General features: G+C 74.1%; 11 protein-coding genes. All 11 read left to right on the top strand.

Features of this window, described 5'->3' with window-relative positions; genetic code table 11:
• Nucleotides 1-349 precede the first annotated feature (349 nt).
• The 11 genes from ACZ58N_RS15495 to ACZ58N_RS15445 all read left to right on the top strand — a co-directional run bounded on the left by ACZ58N_RS15495 (nucleotide 350) and on the right by ACZ58N_RS15445 (nucleotide 13,954).
• On the top strand, nucleotides 350-1,342 hold the full coding sequence (locus ACZ58N_RS15495) for an ABC transporter substrate-binding protein (RefSeq protein ID WP_471159318.1): 993 nt from the start codon (nucleotides 350-352) through the stop codon (nucleotides 1,340-1,342).
• 89 nt (nucleotides 1,343-1,431) lie between these two features.
• Complete coding sequence (locus tag ACZ58N_RS15490; protein WP_471160100.1) at nucleotides 1,432-2,436, top strand: FecCD family ABC transporter permease; 1,005 nt, start codon at nucleotides 1,432-1,434, stop codon at nucleotides 2,434-2,436.
• A gap of 53 nt (nucleotides 2,437-2,489) precedes the next feature.
• Complete coding sequence (locus tag ACZ58N_RS15485; RefSeq protein ID WP_471160099.1) at nucleotides 2,490-3,323, top strand: ABC transporter ATP-binding protein; 834 nt, start codon at nucleotides 2,490-2,492, stop codon at nucleotides 3,321-3,323.
• Nucleotides 3,324-3,626: 303 nt separating this feature from the next.
• The gene (locus ACZ58N_RS15480) at nucleotides 3,627-4,676 is read left to right on the top strand and encodes a FecCD family ABC transporter permease (RefSeq protein ID WP_471159316.1); all 1,050 of its coding nucleotides are present in this window, start codon (nucleotides 3,627-3,629) and stop codon (nucleotides 4,674-4,676) included.
• A complete protein-coding gene (locus ACZ58N_RS15475) occupies nucleotides 4,673-5,815 on the top strand; it encodes a FecCD family ABC transporter permease (RefSeq protein ID WP_471159314.1) in 1,143 nt (380 codons plus the stop codon). The genes ACZ58N_RS15480 and ACZ58N_RS15475 overlap by 4 nt, the downstream gene beginning before the upstream one ends.
• The gene (locus ACZ58N_RS15470; protein WP_471159312.1) at nucleotides 5,812-6,663 is read left to right on the top strand and encodes an ABC transporter ATP-binding protein; all 852 of its coding nucleotides are present in this window, start codon (nucleotides 5,812-5,814) and stop codon (nucleotides 6,661-6,663) included. Before ACZ58N_RS15475 ends, ACZ58N_RS15470 begins: the two co-directional genes overlap by 4 nt.
• A 15-nt stretch (nucleotides 6,664-6,678) precedes the next feature.
• Entirely contained in the window at nucleotides 6,679-7,719 is a 1,041-nt protein-coding gene (locus ACZ58N_RS15465) for an ABC transporter substrate-binding protein (protein WP_471159310.1), read from the top strand.
• 138 nt (nucleotides 7,720-7,857) lie between these two features.
• The gene (locus ACZ58N_RS15460; protein ID WP_471159308.1) at nucleotides 7,858-9,759 is read left to right on the top strand and encodes an SIP domain-containing protein; all 1,902 of its coding nucleotides are present in this window, start codon (nucleotides 7,858-7,860) and stop codon (nucleotides 9,757-9,759) included.
• A gap of 183 nt (nucleotides 9,760-9,942) precedes the next feature.
• Nucleotides 9,943-10,638 carry a hypothetical protein gene (locus ACZ58N_RS15455; RefSeq protein WP_471159306.1) on the top strand — a complete coding sequence of 232 codons (696 nt, stop codon included), beginning with the start codon at nucleotides 9,943-9,945 and terminating at the stop codon, nucleotides 10,636-10,638.
• Between the two features lie 358 nt (nucleotides 10,639-10,996).
• Nucleotides 10,997-11,140, top strand: a complete 144-nt coding sequence (locus ACZ58N_RS15450; RefSeq protein ID WP_471159304.1) for a hypothetical protein — start codon at nucleotides 10,997-10,999, stop codon at nucleotides 11,138-11,140.
• A gap of 3 nt (nucleotides 11,141-11,143) precedes the next feature.
• Nucleotides 11,144-13,954: a condensation domain-containing protein gene (locus ACZ58N_RS15445; RefSeq protein WP_471159302.1), complete on the top strand. Its 2,811-nt coding sequence runs from the start codon at nucleotides 11,144-11,146 to the stop codon at nucleotides 13,952-13,954.
• Nucleotides 13,955-13,957 lie beyond the last annotated feature (3 nt).

Raw genomic sequence — 13,957 nt, 5'->3', positions numbered from 1 at the left:
CCCCGCCACGCGACCGGCCGCCCGGCAGGGACGAGAGGCCGGCGGTGGCGACCGAACAGTTGGAGAAGCGGCAGCCGCACGCCGGGCGGCGACCGTCGCGCCCGGTCGGTACCGCGCTCCGGCCCCCGGGCCCGCGAGTGGCCTTCCTCACGCCCTCGACTCCCCGTGCGCGGACGCCGGCGACCCCGGCCCGGTCGACCCCGTCGACCCCGTCGACCCCGTCGACCCCGTCGACCCCGTCGACCCCGTCGACCCCGTGAGCGTCGCGCGGCCGTCGGCCGGTTGACCGGGCCTCGGCCGACGCAGCACGCATACCCCCCTGTTCCATCCGCGGTGAGAGGACACACCCATGCCCCGCAAGCACCCGAAGATCCTGCTCTCCACACTCGTCGTGGCCCTGCTCGTATCCGGCTGCGGAGGCGGCGCCGAGCCGTCCGCAGGAGCGTCGTCGTCGGCCGGGCCCGCGAAGGGCTTCCCGGTCACGGTGGACAACTGCGGGGTCAAAACGACCTACCAGCGTCCGCCGCAGCGGGCCGTCTCGCTGAACCAGCACGCGACCGAGGTCATGCTGGCGCTCGGCCTGGAGAAATCGATGGTGGGCACCGGCTACCTCGACGACCGCATCCTCCCCGAGTACCAGGGCGCCTACGACAGCGTGAAGGTCCTGTCGAAGGAGTACCCGTCGTTCGAGGTCCTGCTCCAGGCCGAACCGGACCTCGTGTACGGAGGGTGGTCCTCGACCTTCGACGAGAAGGAGGGCCGCGGCCGCGCCGCCTTCACGAAGGCCGGGATCAACACGCACCTCAACAGCGAGGAGTGCCCCACCGGTCCCGTCGACGCGGCCGCGATGGACGCGGAGATCCGCACCGTCGCGAAGATCTTCGGCGTGCCCGAGCGGGCCGAACAGCAGGTGACGAAGTTGCACGGCGTCCTCGACCGCGTCGAGGCGCAGTTGGCGGGCGTCCCCGCGGTCAAGCTCTTCGTGTACGACAGCGGTGACAAGACGGCGTTCACCGCGGGCGGCAAGGGCATCGGCAACGAGATGATGCGGCGGGCCGGCGGGGTCAACCTCTTCGCCGACCTGGACAAGTCCTTCGGGGACGTGTCGTTCGAGCAGGTCGCGCAGCGCGCGCCCGAGGCCATCGTGATCTACGACTACGGCGACCAGTCGGTCGAGGACAAGAAGAAGTTCCTCCTCGCCCACCCGGCGCTGAAGGACGTGCCCGCGATCAAGAACCAGCGGTTCGCGGTCTTGCCGCTGTCGTCCACGGTGCTCGGGGTGCGGATGCCGGCGGCCGTGGAGTCGCTGGCACGTCAGCTCCACCCGAGCCACGTCAAGTGACCGGGGTGAAGGCCGCACCGGCCGGGGAGGCCGGCGTCCGTCCGGCGTCCCCGGCGGTCCCCGGGCGGCGGCCGGGGCTGCCCTATCCGATGGTGCTGGCGTTCCTGGGCGTCCTGGTGGCGGGGGCCGCGACGGCCGGGATCGCGGCCGGGTCGATCAGCGTCCCCGCCGACCAGGTGTGGAGCATCCTCCTGCACCGCCTGCACCCGGCCCTGGCCGAGCCGACCTGGACGCCGGTCCGCGAGACGATCGTCATCGACGTCCGGCTGCCCCGGGTGCTGCTGGCCGGAGTGGTGGGAGCGGGCCTGTCGGTGGCCGGGATGGCGCTGCAGGCGCTGGTCCGCAACCCGCTGGCCGACCCGATGCTGTTGGGGGTGTCGTCGGGGGCGTCGGTCGGGGCGGTGCTCGTACTCGTCCTGAACCTGAGCCTGTTCGGACTGTTCACCCTGCCGATCGCGGCGTTCTGCGGCGCGCTGGCGGCGCTGGTCGCCGTGTACTTCCTGGCCCGCTCGGGCGGCAGGATGACGACGGTACGACTGGTCCTGGCGGGCGTGGCCCTGGCCGAGGTGCTGTCGGCCGTGGCGAGCTTCCTGATCGTCACCTCGAACGATCCGCACAAGACGCAGTCCGCGCTGCGCTGGATGCTCGGCGGGCTGGCGGGCACCACCTGGACGACGGTGTGGATCCCGGTCGGCGCGGTCCTGGTCGGCACGGCCGTCCTCCTCGGGGTCTGCCGACCCCTCAACCTCCTGCTGGCCGGGGAGGAGGCCGCCGCCGCCCTCGGGTTGGACGTCCACCGCTTCCGCGGCGCCCTGTTCACGCTGGTGGCGCTGATGATCGGCACGATCGTCGCGGTCAGCGGACAGATCGGCTTCGTCGGGCTGATCATGCCGCACGTGGTGCGGCTGCTCGTGGGGGCCGACCACCGTCGGGCGCTGCCGGCCGCCGCGCTCCTGGGGGCGGCGTTCCTGATCTCCGCGGACCTGGCCGCCCGGACGCTCATGAGCCCGGAGGAGATTCCCGTCGGCATCCTCACCGCCCTGGTCGGCGGTCCCTTCTTCCTCTGGCTGATGCGACGGAAGGCCGCCCGGTGACGGATCCGTTGGACGGAACGACAGGAGCGAGCGGGATGAGCGGGACGACGGGGATGAGCGGTACGACCGGTACGGGGGCGACCGCGGGAACGACGGGAGCACCCGGTTCGCTCGAAGCCGAGGCCGTCAGCGTGGTCGTGGACGGCAAGGTCCTCGTCGACCGGGTGTCGCTGGGGGCGGCTCCCGGCGAGGTGGTGGGCCTGGTCGGCCCCAACGGGGCCGGCAAGTCGACGCTGCTGCGCACCTTCTACCGGGCGCTGCGGCCCACCTCGGGCCGTGTGCTCCTCGACGGTGACGACGTGTGGCGGATGTCCGGCAAGCGGCTCGCCCGGCGGCTCGCGGCCGTGTTGCAGGAGACGTCCGGCGACTTCGAGCTGACGGTCCACGACGTGGTCGCCATGGGCCGCACCCCGCACAAGCGGGCGTTCGCGGGCGACGACGCGGCCGACCTCGATGTCATCTCCCGGTCGTTGGAGGAGCTCCACGTGGGCGCGCTGGCACACGCCCCCTTCGACCGGCTGTCGGGCGGGGAGAAGCAGCGGGTGTTGATCGCCCGCGCGCTGGCGCAGCGCACGGGGACGATGGTGCTGGACGAGCCGACCAACCACCTGGACCTGCGGCACCAGCTCGACGCGCTGCGGCTCGTCCGGCGCCTCGGGGTCACCGCGGTCGTCGCGCTGCACGACCTCAACCTCGCCGCCGCCTTCTGCGACCGGATCTGCGTCATGGCGGGCGGCCGGCTCATCGTGACGGGCACCCCGCGGGACGTCCTCACGGCGGAACTCCTGTCCGACGTGTACGAGGTGGAGGCCGAGGTGATGGAGCACCCGCGCACCGGGGTGCCCGTCATCAGCGTGCTGCCGGGGATCGATCCCCCGCGGCACTGACGGGCGTTCGGATCCTGCGTGTCGAGCCCGGCGGTGCGGGTCGGCAGGATCCGGACGGGACGGCCCGATGTCGTGGCCGCGACGGTTCGCCGGGGGTGCGGCGTCCGGCGCGGCGCGATCGGCGTCGGCGGCGCACCGGGGTGGGGCCGGGCGTGCCCCGCCCTTCACACCGGGGGGCCACAGGTGTCGGAAGCGGGTATTCCGGCCGCTGCGTTCGATCGCCGTGGGCTCCACAATGGATCACCAGACTTAGATAAGGCTAACCTAAGTGCACGTTCGCACTTGAGGAGCTCTCGCACCCCCATGACTCAATCGGCCCTGCCGGTGGCCACGTCCGCGCCCCGCCCACCGAGGACGAAGTTCTCGCGCGGTTCGGTCGCGTTGGTCGCCGCCGGCGTGATCCTGGCGGCGGTGACCGTCGCGAGCGTCGGTCTCGGCGCCCGCGACATCTCCGCCCTGGAGATCGTCAAGATCCTGCTGCACCCCGGAGCCTCCGGCTACGACCACGACGTCCTGTGGACCGAGCGCATCCCGCGCACCCTGCTGGGACTTCTGGTGGGAGCGGCTCTCGGCGCCTCCGGTCTGGTCATGCAGGCCCTGACGCTGAACCCGCTCGCCGATCCGGGCATCCTCGGCATCCAGCAGGGCGCCGCCCTGTTCGTGGTGGTGGGCATCCTCTTCCTCGACGTGTCGGACGCGAGCGGGTTCTTCTGGTTGGCCCTGGCCGGCTCGGCGTTCACCGCAGTCCTCGTGTATCTGATCGGCACCCGTACCAACACGGGGAGTTCGACGCTCGGGCTGGTCCTGGCCGGTGTCGCCACCGCCGCCGTGCTCGCCTCGATCGTCACCCTGCTGGTCGTCCGGGACGAGGCCGTCTACTCCTCGCTGCGGTTCTGGTCGGTGGGACAGCTCACCGGCCGCGCCCAGGTGCTCGACGAGATAGCCCCGTTCGCGCTGATCGGACTGCTGCTGGCGTTGCCGCTCGGCCGAACCCTCAACGTGCTGGGACTCGGCGAGGAGACGGCGCGGGGGCTCGGGGTGCGCGTCGAGCGCGCCCAACTGGTCAGCGCCGCCGTCGCCGTGACGCTGTGCGCCTGCGCCACCGCGGCCGTCGGGCCCGTGGCCTTCGTCGGCCTCGTCGCCGCGCACGTCGCCCGGCTGTTGGTCGGCAGCGACCACCGCTGGTCACTGCCGTTGGCCCTGCTCTGCGGCGCGGTGCTGGTCGTCGGGGCGGACACGGCCGGCCGGCTCGTGCTCGAACACGGAGAGGTGCAGGTGTCGGTGATGACCGCGATCGTGGGCACCCCCTACTTCGTCTGGCTGGCCCGGCGCCGAGGGACGGTGCAGGCATGACCGCCACCGACCCCACCCCGGCCACCGGAAAGGCGGGCGTGGCCGCGCCGGTCCGTCCCGCCGACGCGGCGACCACCGCGCGGACCGCGGCCTCCGCCGCCGACACCATCGCCGCCACCGCCGCCCGGCTGCGCGCCGCCCGGCACGCGGGGACGCGCCGGGCGACGGTCGTCGTCGCCGTGCTCGTCGCCCTCGCGCTCGGTCTGCTCGTCGCCTCCGTACTGCTCGGCGGGCTGCGCGGGATCCCCGGCGGGGACGTGCTGCCCGCCGCGTTCGGGATGCGGACCGGCCTCGCCGACTACGTCATCCACCGCATCAGGCTCCCGAGGGCACTGGCCGCGCTGCTGGCCGGGGCGCTGTTCGGACTTTCCGGCGCCCTGTACCAGCGGCTGATCCGCAACCCCCTCGCCACGCCCGACATCGTGGGCATCTCCTCCGGCGCGGGCGCCGGCGCCGTCACCGTCCTGCTGTTCGCCCCGGCCCTGCCGTACGGGGTGGAGGGCGCGGCGATCGGCGGATCGTTCCTGCTGGTCGGCGTCATCCTGCTGCTCAGCCGGCGCGGGGGCCGGGTGGACACCAACCGGCTCGTCCTGATCGGCATCGCCCTGTCCGCGGTGTGCGCCGCGTACATCAACTACCTGTTCTCCTCCGCCGGTCAGCACAGCATCGCCCAGGTCACCCGCTGGCTCGTCGGGAGCGTCTCGGGCGCCGACTGGTCCGGGGTGGGCGTCCTGGCCGTGGCGCTCGTCGGCGCCGGACTGTGCGTGCTGCCGCTGAACCGCGCGCTCGGCGCGCTGTCCCTCGGGGACCAGCTGGCGCACGGGCTCGGCTCCCGGGTGCGCGCCACCCGGACGGCCACCCTGCTGGTCGGCGCGGCGGCGGCGGCCCTCGCCACGGGCGTCACCGGCCCGATCGGTTTCGTCTCCCTGATCAGCGGGCCGATCGCGGTCCGGCTGGTCGGCGCCGAACGGACCCTGCTGGTGGCGCCCGCGGTCGGCGCGGTGATCGTGCTGGGTGCGGACGTACTCGCCCAGCACGGCCCGCTGATCAGCCCGGTCCCCACCGGGGTCCTGACGGCGCTGATCGGCGCCCCCTACTTCGTCCGACTGCTGCTGCGGCGCCAAGGAGCACGCTCATGAACGACCTCGTGTCCCCCGGCCCCGGCGCCCTCGACCTCACCGAACCGGCCCTCCCCGCCCCCGGGCTGGAGGCGCGGGCGATCAGCGCCGGCTACGACCGGCGGCACGTCATCGAGGAACTCTCGCTGACGATCGAGCCGGGCCGCATCACGGCCCTGGTCGGCCCGAACGCGTGCGGCAAGTCCACCCTGCTGAAGTCCATGGCCCGACTGCTGCCCGTGGCCGCAGGCTCCGTCCTGTTGGACGGCAGGGACATCCACGCCCTGCCGACACGGGAGGTGGCCCGCCGGCTCGGCATCCTGCCGCAGTCCCCGATCGCCCCCGAGGGGATCACCGTCGCGGACCTGGTCTGGCGGGGGCGCCACCCGCACCAGCGGTTCGGGCAGCGCCGCACGGCCGCCGAGGACGAGGTCATCGCCCGGGCGCTGGCCGCCACCGGCACGGCGGAACTCGTCGACCGTCCGGTGGACGAGCTGTCCGGCGGACAGCGCCAGCGGGTGTGGATCGCCCTCGCGCTGGCGCAGGAGACCCCGCTGCTGCTGCTCGACGAACCGACCACCTACCTGGACATCGCTCACCAGATCGAGGTCATGGACCTGCTCGCCGACCTCAACGAGCAGTCCGGAAAGACCATCGTCCTGGTTTCCCACGACCTCAACCAGGCCGCCCTGTACGCCTCGACCATCGTCGCCATGCGCGACGGCCGGATCGTGCGGCAGGGCAGCCCCGGGGAGGTCCTCACGGAGCAGACCGTCGCCGACGTGTTCGGCCTCGACTGCCTCGTCGTTCCTCATCCCCGCTCCGATCGGCCCCAGATCTTCCCCCTGGGCCGTCACACCACCTCGTAAACGGAGAACATCCCGATGCACAGCAAGAACACCAGACTCCGGACCATCGGCGCGATCGTGGCCACCGCCGCCTGCGTCGGCCTGCTCGCCGGCTGCGGCGAGGGCTCCACCAAGGAGGAGGGCAAGCCCGCGGCCTCGGGTTCCGCCGACGCGAAGGCCTTCGCGCCCGTCTCCCTCAAGAACGCCTGGGGCAACACCGAGGTCAAGAAGAAGCCGGTCAAGGTGGCCACCGTCTCGGACGGCGACACCGCGATCGCGCTCGCCCTCGGCCTCGTCCCCGTCATCACCCCGGACGTGGAGGACGGCTCCAAGGTCGCCGAGTACAAGCAGGCCGCGATCACCAAGCTCGGCGCGGCCAAGCTGAAGACGTACGACGACACCGACGGCACCGCCTACGAGGCCATCGCCGCCGAGGCGCCGGACATCATCCTCGGCATGAACACCTGGGAGATGGACAAGGACTACGCGAAGCTGTCCCCCATCGCCCCGGTCGTCACCTTCACCGACAAGGCCCAGGCCGACACCCTCACCTGGCAGGAGCGCCTGAAGACGGCCGCGAAGGCCCTGGGCCTGGAGGAGAAGGCCAACGAGGTGATCGCGGCGAACGACAAGACCACCAACGACGCCGCCGCCGCGCACCCCGAGTTCAAGGGGAAGACGTACACCTACACGGTGGTCCACCCGGAGCAGATCAGCTTCATGTCGTACGAGGCCCAGGACCCGGGCGTCTTCGAGCGCCTCGGCTTCACCAAGACGGACAAGGCCAAGAACTACGGCCCCGACAAGAACGGCGTGAGCCTGGAGAACCTCGACCAGCTCGACGCCGACGTGCTGCTGGTGACCTACCCGTTCGGTGACCGCGGCGTCATCAGCCCGAAGGAGCTGGAGGGCAACAAGCTCTTCCAGTCGCTGAACTCCGTGAAGAACAAGCACTTCGCCGTCGTCCCGTCGGACAACACCCTCGCCTCGGCGATCGCCTACCCGGACCCGCTGAGCGCCCCGTGGGTCACGCAGCAGCTGACGCCGCTCCTCGCGAAGGCCGTCGCCGGCCAGTAGCCGGCCCGTGCGCAACGGCGGCCCCCGCACCCCGCGGTGCGGGGGCGCCGCCCGGAACCAACCCAGACGCCCGGGGCTCCCGCCCCCCGGGCGCACCGCACTCCGCGTGCTTTCCCGAACCCCTGAGGAGCCCTGTCGATGTCCAGCCGCAACCCCCGTCCGGTCGTCACCTTCCCCATCGTGCTGCGCGAGCTCACCGTGCTCCGCGTCCGGGACGTCACCCCGGGCATGCGGCGCCTGACCCTGGGCGGTCCGCAGTTGGGCGCGTTCGCCAAGGACGGCCTGGACCTGCCCGCACTGCGCTCCGAGGGCTTCGACGACCACGTGAAGTTCTTCTTCGCCGAGGACGGCGCGGACCTGCCCGTGCTGCCCGGCCAGAACGTGTCCAGCCTGGACTGGCCCGACGCCCGTCCGCTGACCAAGGACTACACGCCCGTCCGGTTCGACCCGGAGGCCGGGGAGATCGACTTCGACTTCGTCAACCACGCGGGCGGCGTCGCCTCCTCGTGGGCGCAGGGCGCCAAGCCCGGTGACGTCACCTGGATCGCCGGGCCCAAGATGTCGCACGGTCACCCCGAGGGCGCCGACTGGCTGCTGGTGATCGGTGACGAGACGGCGCTGCCCGCCATCGCGCGGTGGCTGGCGGAGATGCCGGCCGGGACGGTGGCCCGCGTGTTCATCGAGGTCGGCGAGGAGAGCCACCGCCAGGAGCTGCCGACGCGGGCCGACGCCGAGATCACCTGGCTGGTGCGCGACGGCGCCCCGGCCGGCCGTACGGACCTCCTGGAGCGGGCGGTCCGCGCCATGGAGTGGCTGCCGGGCGAGGTGTTCGCCTGGGCCGCGGGCGAGGCCGTCACCCTCAAGGGCATCCGGCGGCACCTCGCGGCGGACCGTCAGGTGCCGCGCGAGCGGACGCACATCACCGGCTACTGGCGCCGCACCGAGCCCGCGGCGGGACAGGCGCAGGCCGCGGCGGTCGAGGTGGAGGAGGAGCAGGACCCGCACGACCGGCTGCACGAGCTCACCGACCTCGCGCCGGGCCTGGCCATTCGGGCCGCGGTCACGCTGGGGCTGGTGGACCTCGTCTACCAGGGCGTGCGGACGGCCCCGGAGCTGGCCGCCCGTACCGGCGCCGCGCCGCGCACCCTCGGCGCGCTGCTGACCTACCTCGTCGCGCTCGACGTCCTCGCGGCGGACGGGTCCGCCGAGGGCGGGAACACCAAGGACGGGAACACCGGGGGCGGGGACACGCGCTACCGCCTGACCCCGGTCGGTGAGGAACTCGTCGAGGACGACCACTCCTTGGAGGAGTACGACCTGCGCGGCGCCCAGGCGGCACTGGACCTGTCCCTGTCGGGTCTCGCGGAGAGCCTGTGGACCGGGCGGGCCGGCTACCGGACGCTGTCGGGGCTGCCGCTGGCCGAGGCGATGGCCTCGGACGAGCGGCTGGCCGGTTCGGCTCGGGCGGCCGTCGAGGACGAGGCCCTGTGGATCGCGCCGGGCGTCGTCGCGGGGTACGACTGGGCGTCGGCGGCCTCGCTGACCGCCGGTGGCCACGGCGCCGGCGCCGTCGTGAACTCACTCGTCCGGGCGTTCCCCGGGCTGAAGGTGACGGTCGCCGCGCAGCCCTCGGCCCTGCGGGTGCTCGGTGAACGGGTGCTGGATCCCGACGTGCTGCCCCGGGTGGAACTGCTCGGCACGACCGGCCCGGTCCCGCCCGGCGACGAGACGGTCCTGCTGTGCCGGCTGCTCGACCTGCTGCCGGACGCGGACGCGGCCCTCGTCCTGCGCGAGAGCGGCGCCGCGCTGCCCGCCGGAGGAACGTTGCTGCTGGTGGAGCAGGTAGCGACCGCGGACGCCGACGACGAGGAGGCCGCACTGCACCACCTGCGCCTGGCCTCGGCGTTCGGCTCGGCCGTGCGGTCGCAGGAGGAGATCACGGAGCTGGCGCGGGGTGCGGGCCTTCAGGTCCGCGACTGCCGCGACATCGGCTGGGACCACCGGCTGTGGGTGCTCGCGCCCACGGCGGACGACATCTAGAAGTGCCGTTCCGGGTTCCGCGACGGCGCGGAACCCGGAACGGGGACCTGAAGGGGGCAGGAAGACATGCAGGAGCGCAGCACACCGCCCGACCGGCGGGAGCGGGTCGGACCAGTCGGGCCGCCCGGGTACCGCGCCGTCCACGTTCCCGTGGAGGTGTAGGCGATGCACGGGGATCGGAGTGTGGAACCCGAGCCGCAGGACTGGGCCGGGGACCTCGTCGACTGGCTGGAGGGCCACGACCAGGCGGACGGCCGGCTGCGGGCGGCACTGCCCGAGATGTCGAGCCACCGGTGGGACATCGCGAGCAGGATGGCGGAGGCGCTGAAGGCCTCCGCGCAGGGCCTGTCCGTCGAAGCGGCAGCCGCCGCGGCCGGTCTGACCGACCGAATGCTGGGCGAGTGGCTGGAAAGGGACCCCGCGTTCGCGCACGCCATGAGCGCCGCCCGGGACCTGGCCGCCTCACGTGGCCTGCACGCGGGGCACGGGCCCACCCCGGCCATGATCCACCTGGTGCTGCGGACCATCCGTGAGGGTGCTCCCTGGCCGTACGCGGCCAAACTCGCGGGTTTCTCCGTGCGCGGCTTCAACCGGCTGCGCCAGGAGGCGCCGGCCGTCGGCGCCCTGGTGGAGGCGGCCCAGCGGGCCCGACCGAAGCTCCGCGGTGCCACCACCAGGCGTTCGCGCGGGTCCGGGCCCGCGCCGGGTTCCCCCCGGGGCAAAACCTCGGCCGGGTACCGCCTGGTCCACCTCGACGACCCGCTGCTGTCGCCGCGTCCGGTGGGGCGGCCGTCGCCGGGGCACGACCGGCCGGCGGGCCGGTCCCTCAACTCCGTTCGCGACGACCGGGGCCGGGGCGTCGAGCACGAGCCGCCGTAGGTCCGCCCGACACGTCCATCACGGGCAATGGCTCCCCCACCGGGGGCCGCACCGCGCCGCACCTCCCCGCGCGGCGGGCTCCGTGCACGCCGACCCGGCGTCGCCGGTCCCGTCCCCGGGCGGCCGGCCTCCTCCCGGGGACGGCCGCTCCCCCGTACGCCCCTCCCCGACGGGCAGCACGCACGCCCGGGCCGCAGGGTCTCCTCCGCATGCCCGGATCCGCTCCGGCCCGCACCGAGGCGCCGCCTCGAACCGGTCAATTCAAGCCGGTTCAGGACGACTTGACACTCCACACCCCATAAGTCAGCTTAGGTACGCCTTGCCCCGATCACCTGGGCAGGTCAGAGGAAGGATGGGCATGTCCGCATCACATGCGAAGCCCGGACCCGGCACCGACGAACCCCCCGCACGCCACCGGGCCGACGTCGGCGCCACCGCCCGTACCGGACCGTCGGCGACGTCGGTCCGGGCGTCCGACCCCACCGCGTCCCCCCGGAGCTGACCCGTGTCCGCGACCACCGCCCCCGTCGGCCCCGCGCCCGAGGAACTGACGGCCGCCCAGGCCCACGTACTCGCCGCGCAGAGCGCCAACCCCTCGTACGCCGGCCACCACGTCGGCCAGTACATCGAACTCGTCGGCCCGCTCGACCCCGCCGCCCTGGAGGAGGCCCTCGGCCGCACCCTGGACGAGGCGCCCTGGCTGCGGTTCCGCCTCACGCTCGACGACGGCCGCTACGGGCAGTCCCCCGTGGCCCTGCGGCCCACCGGGCGCAGCCTGCCGCGGCTGGACACCTCGCAGGCCGCGGACCCCGTCGCCGCCGCCCTGGATCTGGTGCGCGAACGACTGGCCTGTGCACCGAGGTTGGACCTGCTGCTCGATCCGCCGGCGCCGGAGAACACCCCCGACCTGTTCGGCGCGGCGCTCGTCACCCTCGGCGCCGAACGCCATCTGCTGGTTCAGTACTTCCACCAACTGGCCGTGGACGGCTACGGGGTGTCCCTGCTCAGCCGCCGCGTCAGCGAGCACTACACCGCCCTCGTGACCGGTTCGCGCCCGCCCGCCTCCCCCTTCGCCCCGGTGTCGGTGCTGGCCCGCGCGGAGCGCGCCTACCTCGGCTCAGCCGCCTACGCGACCGACCTGGAGGCCTGGTCCCGCCGCCACCCCGCACCGCCGGTGCCGGTGCGCCCCGCCGGGCGCGAGGCCGCGCCCTCCGACACGACCGTGCGCGCCACCGTCCTGCTCGGCCCCGCGGAGAGCGCCGCCGTTACCGCCACGGCCCGGCTCGCCGGCGGCACGTGGGGCGAGGCCGTGCTCGCCGCGTGCGCCGCCCACCTCGCGCCGTACGCCGAGGGCGGGGAGACCCCGATGGCCCTGTACACGACGTCCCGTACCGCGCCCGGCACGCTGCGGGTTCCCGGCACGGCCGTGAACATCCTTCCGGCGCGGCTGACCGTGGGCCCCCACGACACCTTCCGGGACCTGCTCCGGCAGGCCTCCGCCGAGTTGGACTTCCTGCGCCGCCACCAGCGGGTGCGGGGCGAGGTCCTCGCCCGGCACATCTGGCCCGGCCTGTCCGGTCGCCGCGTCCCGGGTCTCCTCGTCAACCTGCGGCCGTTCGAGAGCGAGCTGGACTTCGGCGGGACGGTGGGGCACGTGGTGAGCCTGGCCTCCGGGCCCGTGGACGACCTCTCGGTCGCCGCGTCCTGCCGTCCGGACGGGCGACTGCGACTGGACGTCGACGGCAACCCCGCCCTGTACGACACCGGTTCGCTGACCGAACACGCCCGGGGCTTCGCCGCGATGCTGACCGCCCTCGGCCGTACGCCCGACCGGCCCGCCCTGCCGGCCGCGGCCCCGATCGCAGGGCCCGTACCGGCCCCGGCGCGGCGCGTGGCACCCCCCGCGGACGGCGAGGCCGGTCCCCTGGCCCTGCTGCCGTCCGCGCACCGACTGCGCGCGACCGACGGACCGGTGGACTCCCCGCACGAGGCCGTGCTGCTGAGCGTTCCGGCCGGGCTGGGGACGGCGGCGCTGCGCCGCGCCCTGGCCGGGCTGGCCCGGCGGCACCCGGCGCTGCGCCTGGCCCTGCACCGCTCGAACGGCATCTGGAGCCAGGAGGTCAGGCCCGCCTCCGAGGCTCCCGCCTGCACCGAGGCCGACACCCTGCGCCGGGTGCCCGTCGCCGGGCTGTCGGTGGGCGAGCGCGACCACCTGGTCGAGGCCGCCCTCCGCACGGCCGCCGAGGAACTGGATCCGGGCCGCGCCCGGGTGCTGCGGGCCGTCTGGTTCGACGCGGGAGCGCGTGAGCCCGGTCTCCTGCTGCTCGTGGCCCACCTCCTCTCGGTGGACGGCGTCGGCTGGCAGACGTTGACCGACGAACTCCCGCTCCTGCACGGGGAATCCCCCAGCGACCCGCCCGGCCCCGCCGGCGGCCTCCTGGACTGGGCCGGCCGGCTCGGCGCGGAGGCGGGTTCGGGGGACCGGATCGCGGAGCTCACGCACTGGGCGCAGTTGACGAGGAGCCCCGCGGGGCGGAGTTGGCCGCCGGGCGGGCCCGGCCACCGGGTGGTCACCCGTTTGGAACTGCCCACTCCGGCGGAACGGTCCGACGGGACGCCGCACCCCTTCGACGTGCTGCTGCTGGCCGCCCTGGCCCGTACGGCGCACTCCCGGCCCAGGCTGCACGACGGGACCGGACTGGTGGTGGAGCTGGAGTTGCCGCGGCCCGCCCACGCGCCGCGCACGGCCGGGCGGCTGAGCACCGTCCACACCGTCCGGCTGCCGCTGCCGCCGGGTCCGGCCTCGGGGGCGGACGCGTACGACCGTACGGTCCTGACGCTCGGGGCCGTTCCGGATCTGGGGCGCGGGCTCGAACAGCTGCGGCACCTGAACACGCAGACCGCGACGCTCCTGGCCGGCCTGCCCCGGCGCGGGGTCCACTACCAGCGCCGCGCCGCGCTGCTCCCGTCGGCCGGTGACGCCCGCTGGGCGCCCGCGGCCGGGGAACGGTGGCCCGCCGGGTACGCGGCGGACCCGTCCGGTGGCGGGCTCCCGCTGGCAGGGCCGTTGCGGCTCGTCGCGCAGTCGGCGGCGGGTGAGAACGGGCGGAGCCTGCTCACCCTGCACTGGCACTGGTCCGACGCCCTGTTCGGTGCGGCGGAGGCGCGCGCGCTGAGCGAGGAGGCCACCGCAACGGCGGCGGAGTCGGCCCGTTCGGAACGCGCCGGAGCGCACCCCGATCCCGGCTTCGCGACCGACTTCCACGAGACCACCCGTACGACCGACGGCGCACCAGGCGCCGCCGACCACCTCTAGGAG

This window comes from Streptomyces sp. NPDC040432 (assembly GCF_055595445.1).
This window is presented reverse-complemented; position numbering and strand designations above follow the sequence as displayed.

Bases quoted from the DNA above. Each gene is read 5' to 3' on its own strand.
- ACZ58N_RS15475 (WP_471159314.1), top strand. From the start codon at position 4,673: ATGACCGCCACCGACCCCACCCCGGCCACCGGAAAGGCGGGCGTGGCC.
- ACZ58N_RS15450 (WP_471159304.1), top strand. From the start codon at position 10,997: ATGTCCGCATCACATGCGAAGCCCGGACCCGGCACCGACGAACCCCCC.
- ACZ58N_RS15465 (WP_471159310.1), top strand. From the start codon at position 6,679: ATGCACAGCAAGAACACCAGACTCCGGACCATCGGCGCGATCGTGGCC.
- ACZ58N_RS15470 (WP_471159312.1), top strand. From the start codon at position 5,812: ATGAACGACCTCGTGTCCCCCGGCCCCGGCGCCCTCGACCTCACCGAA.
- ACZ58N_RS15460 (WP_471159308.1), top strand. From the start codon at position 7,858: ATGTCCAGCCGCAACCCCCGTCCGGTCGTCACCTTCCCCATCGTGCTG.
- ACZ58N_RS15495 (WP_471159318.1), top strand. From the start codon at position 350: ATGCCCCGCAAGCACCCGAAGATCCTGCTCTCCACACTCGTCGTGGCC.
- ACZ58N_RS15480 (WP_471159316.1), top strand. From the start codon at position 3,627: ATGACTCAATCGGCCCTGCCGGTGGCCACGTCCGCGCCCCGCCCACCG.
- ACZ58N_RS15485 (WP_471160099.1), top strand. From the start codon at position 2,490: ATGAGCGGTACGACCGGTACGGGGGCGACCGCGGGAACGACGGGAGCA.
- ACZ58N_RS15490 (WP_471160100.1), top strand. From the start codon at position 1,432: ATGGTGCTGGCGTTCCTGGGCGTCCTGGTGGCGGGGGCCGCGACGGCC.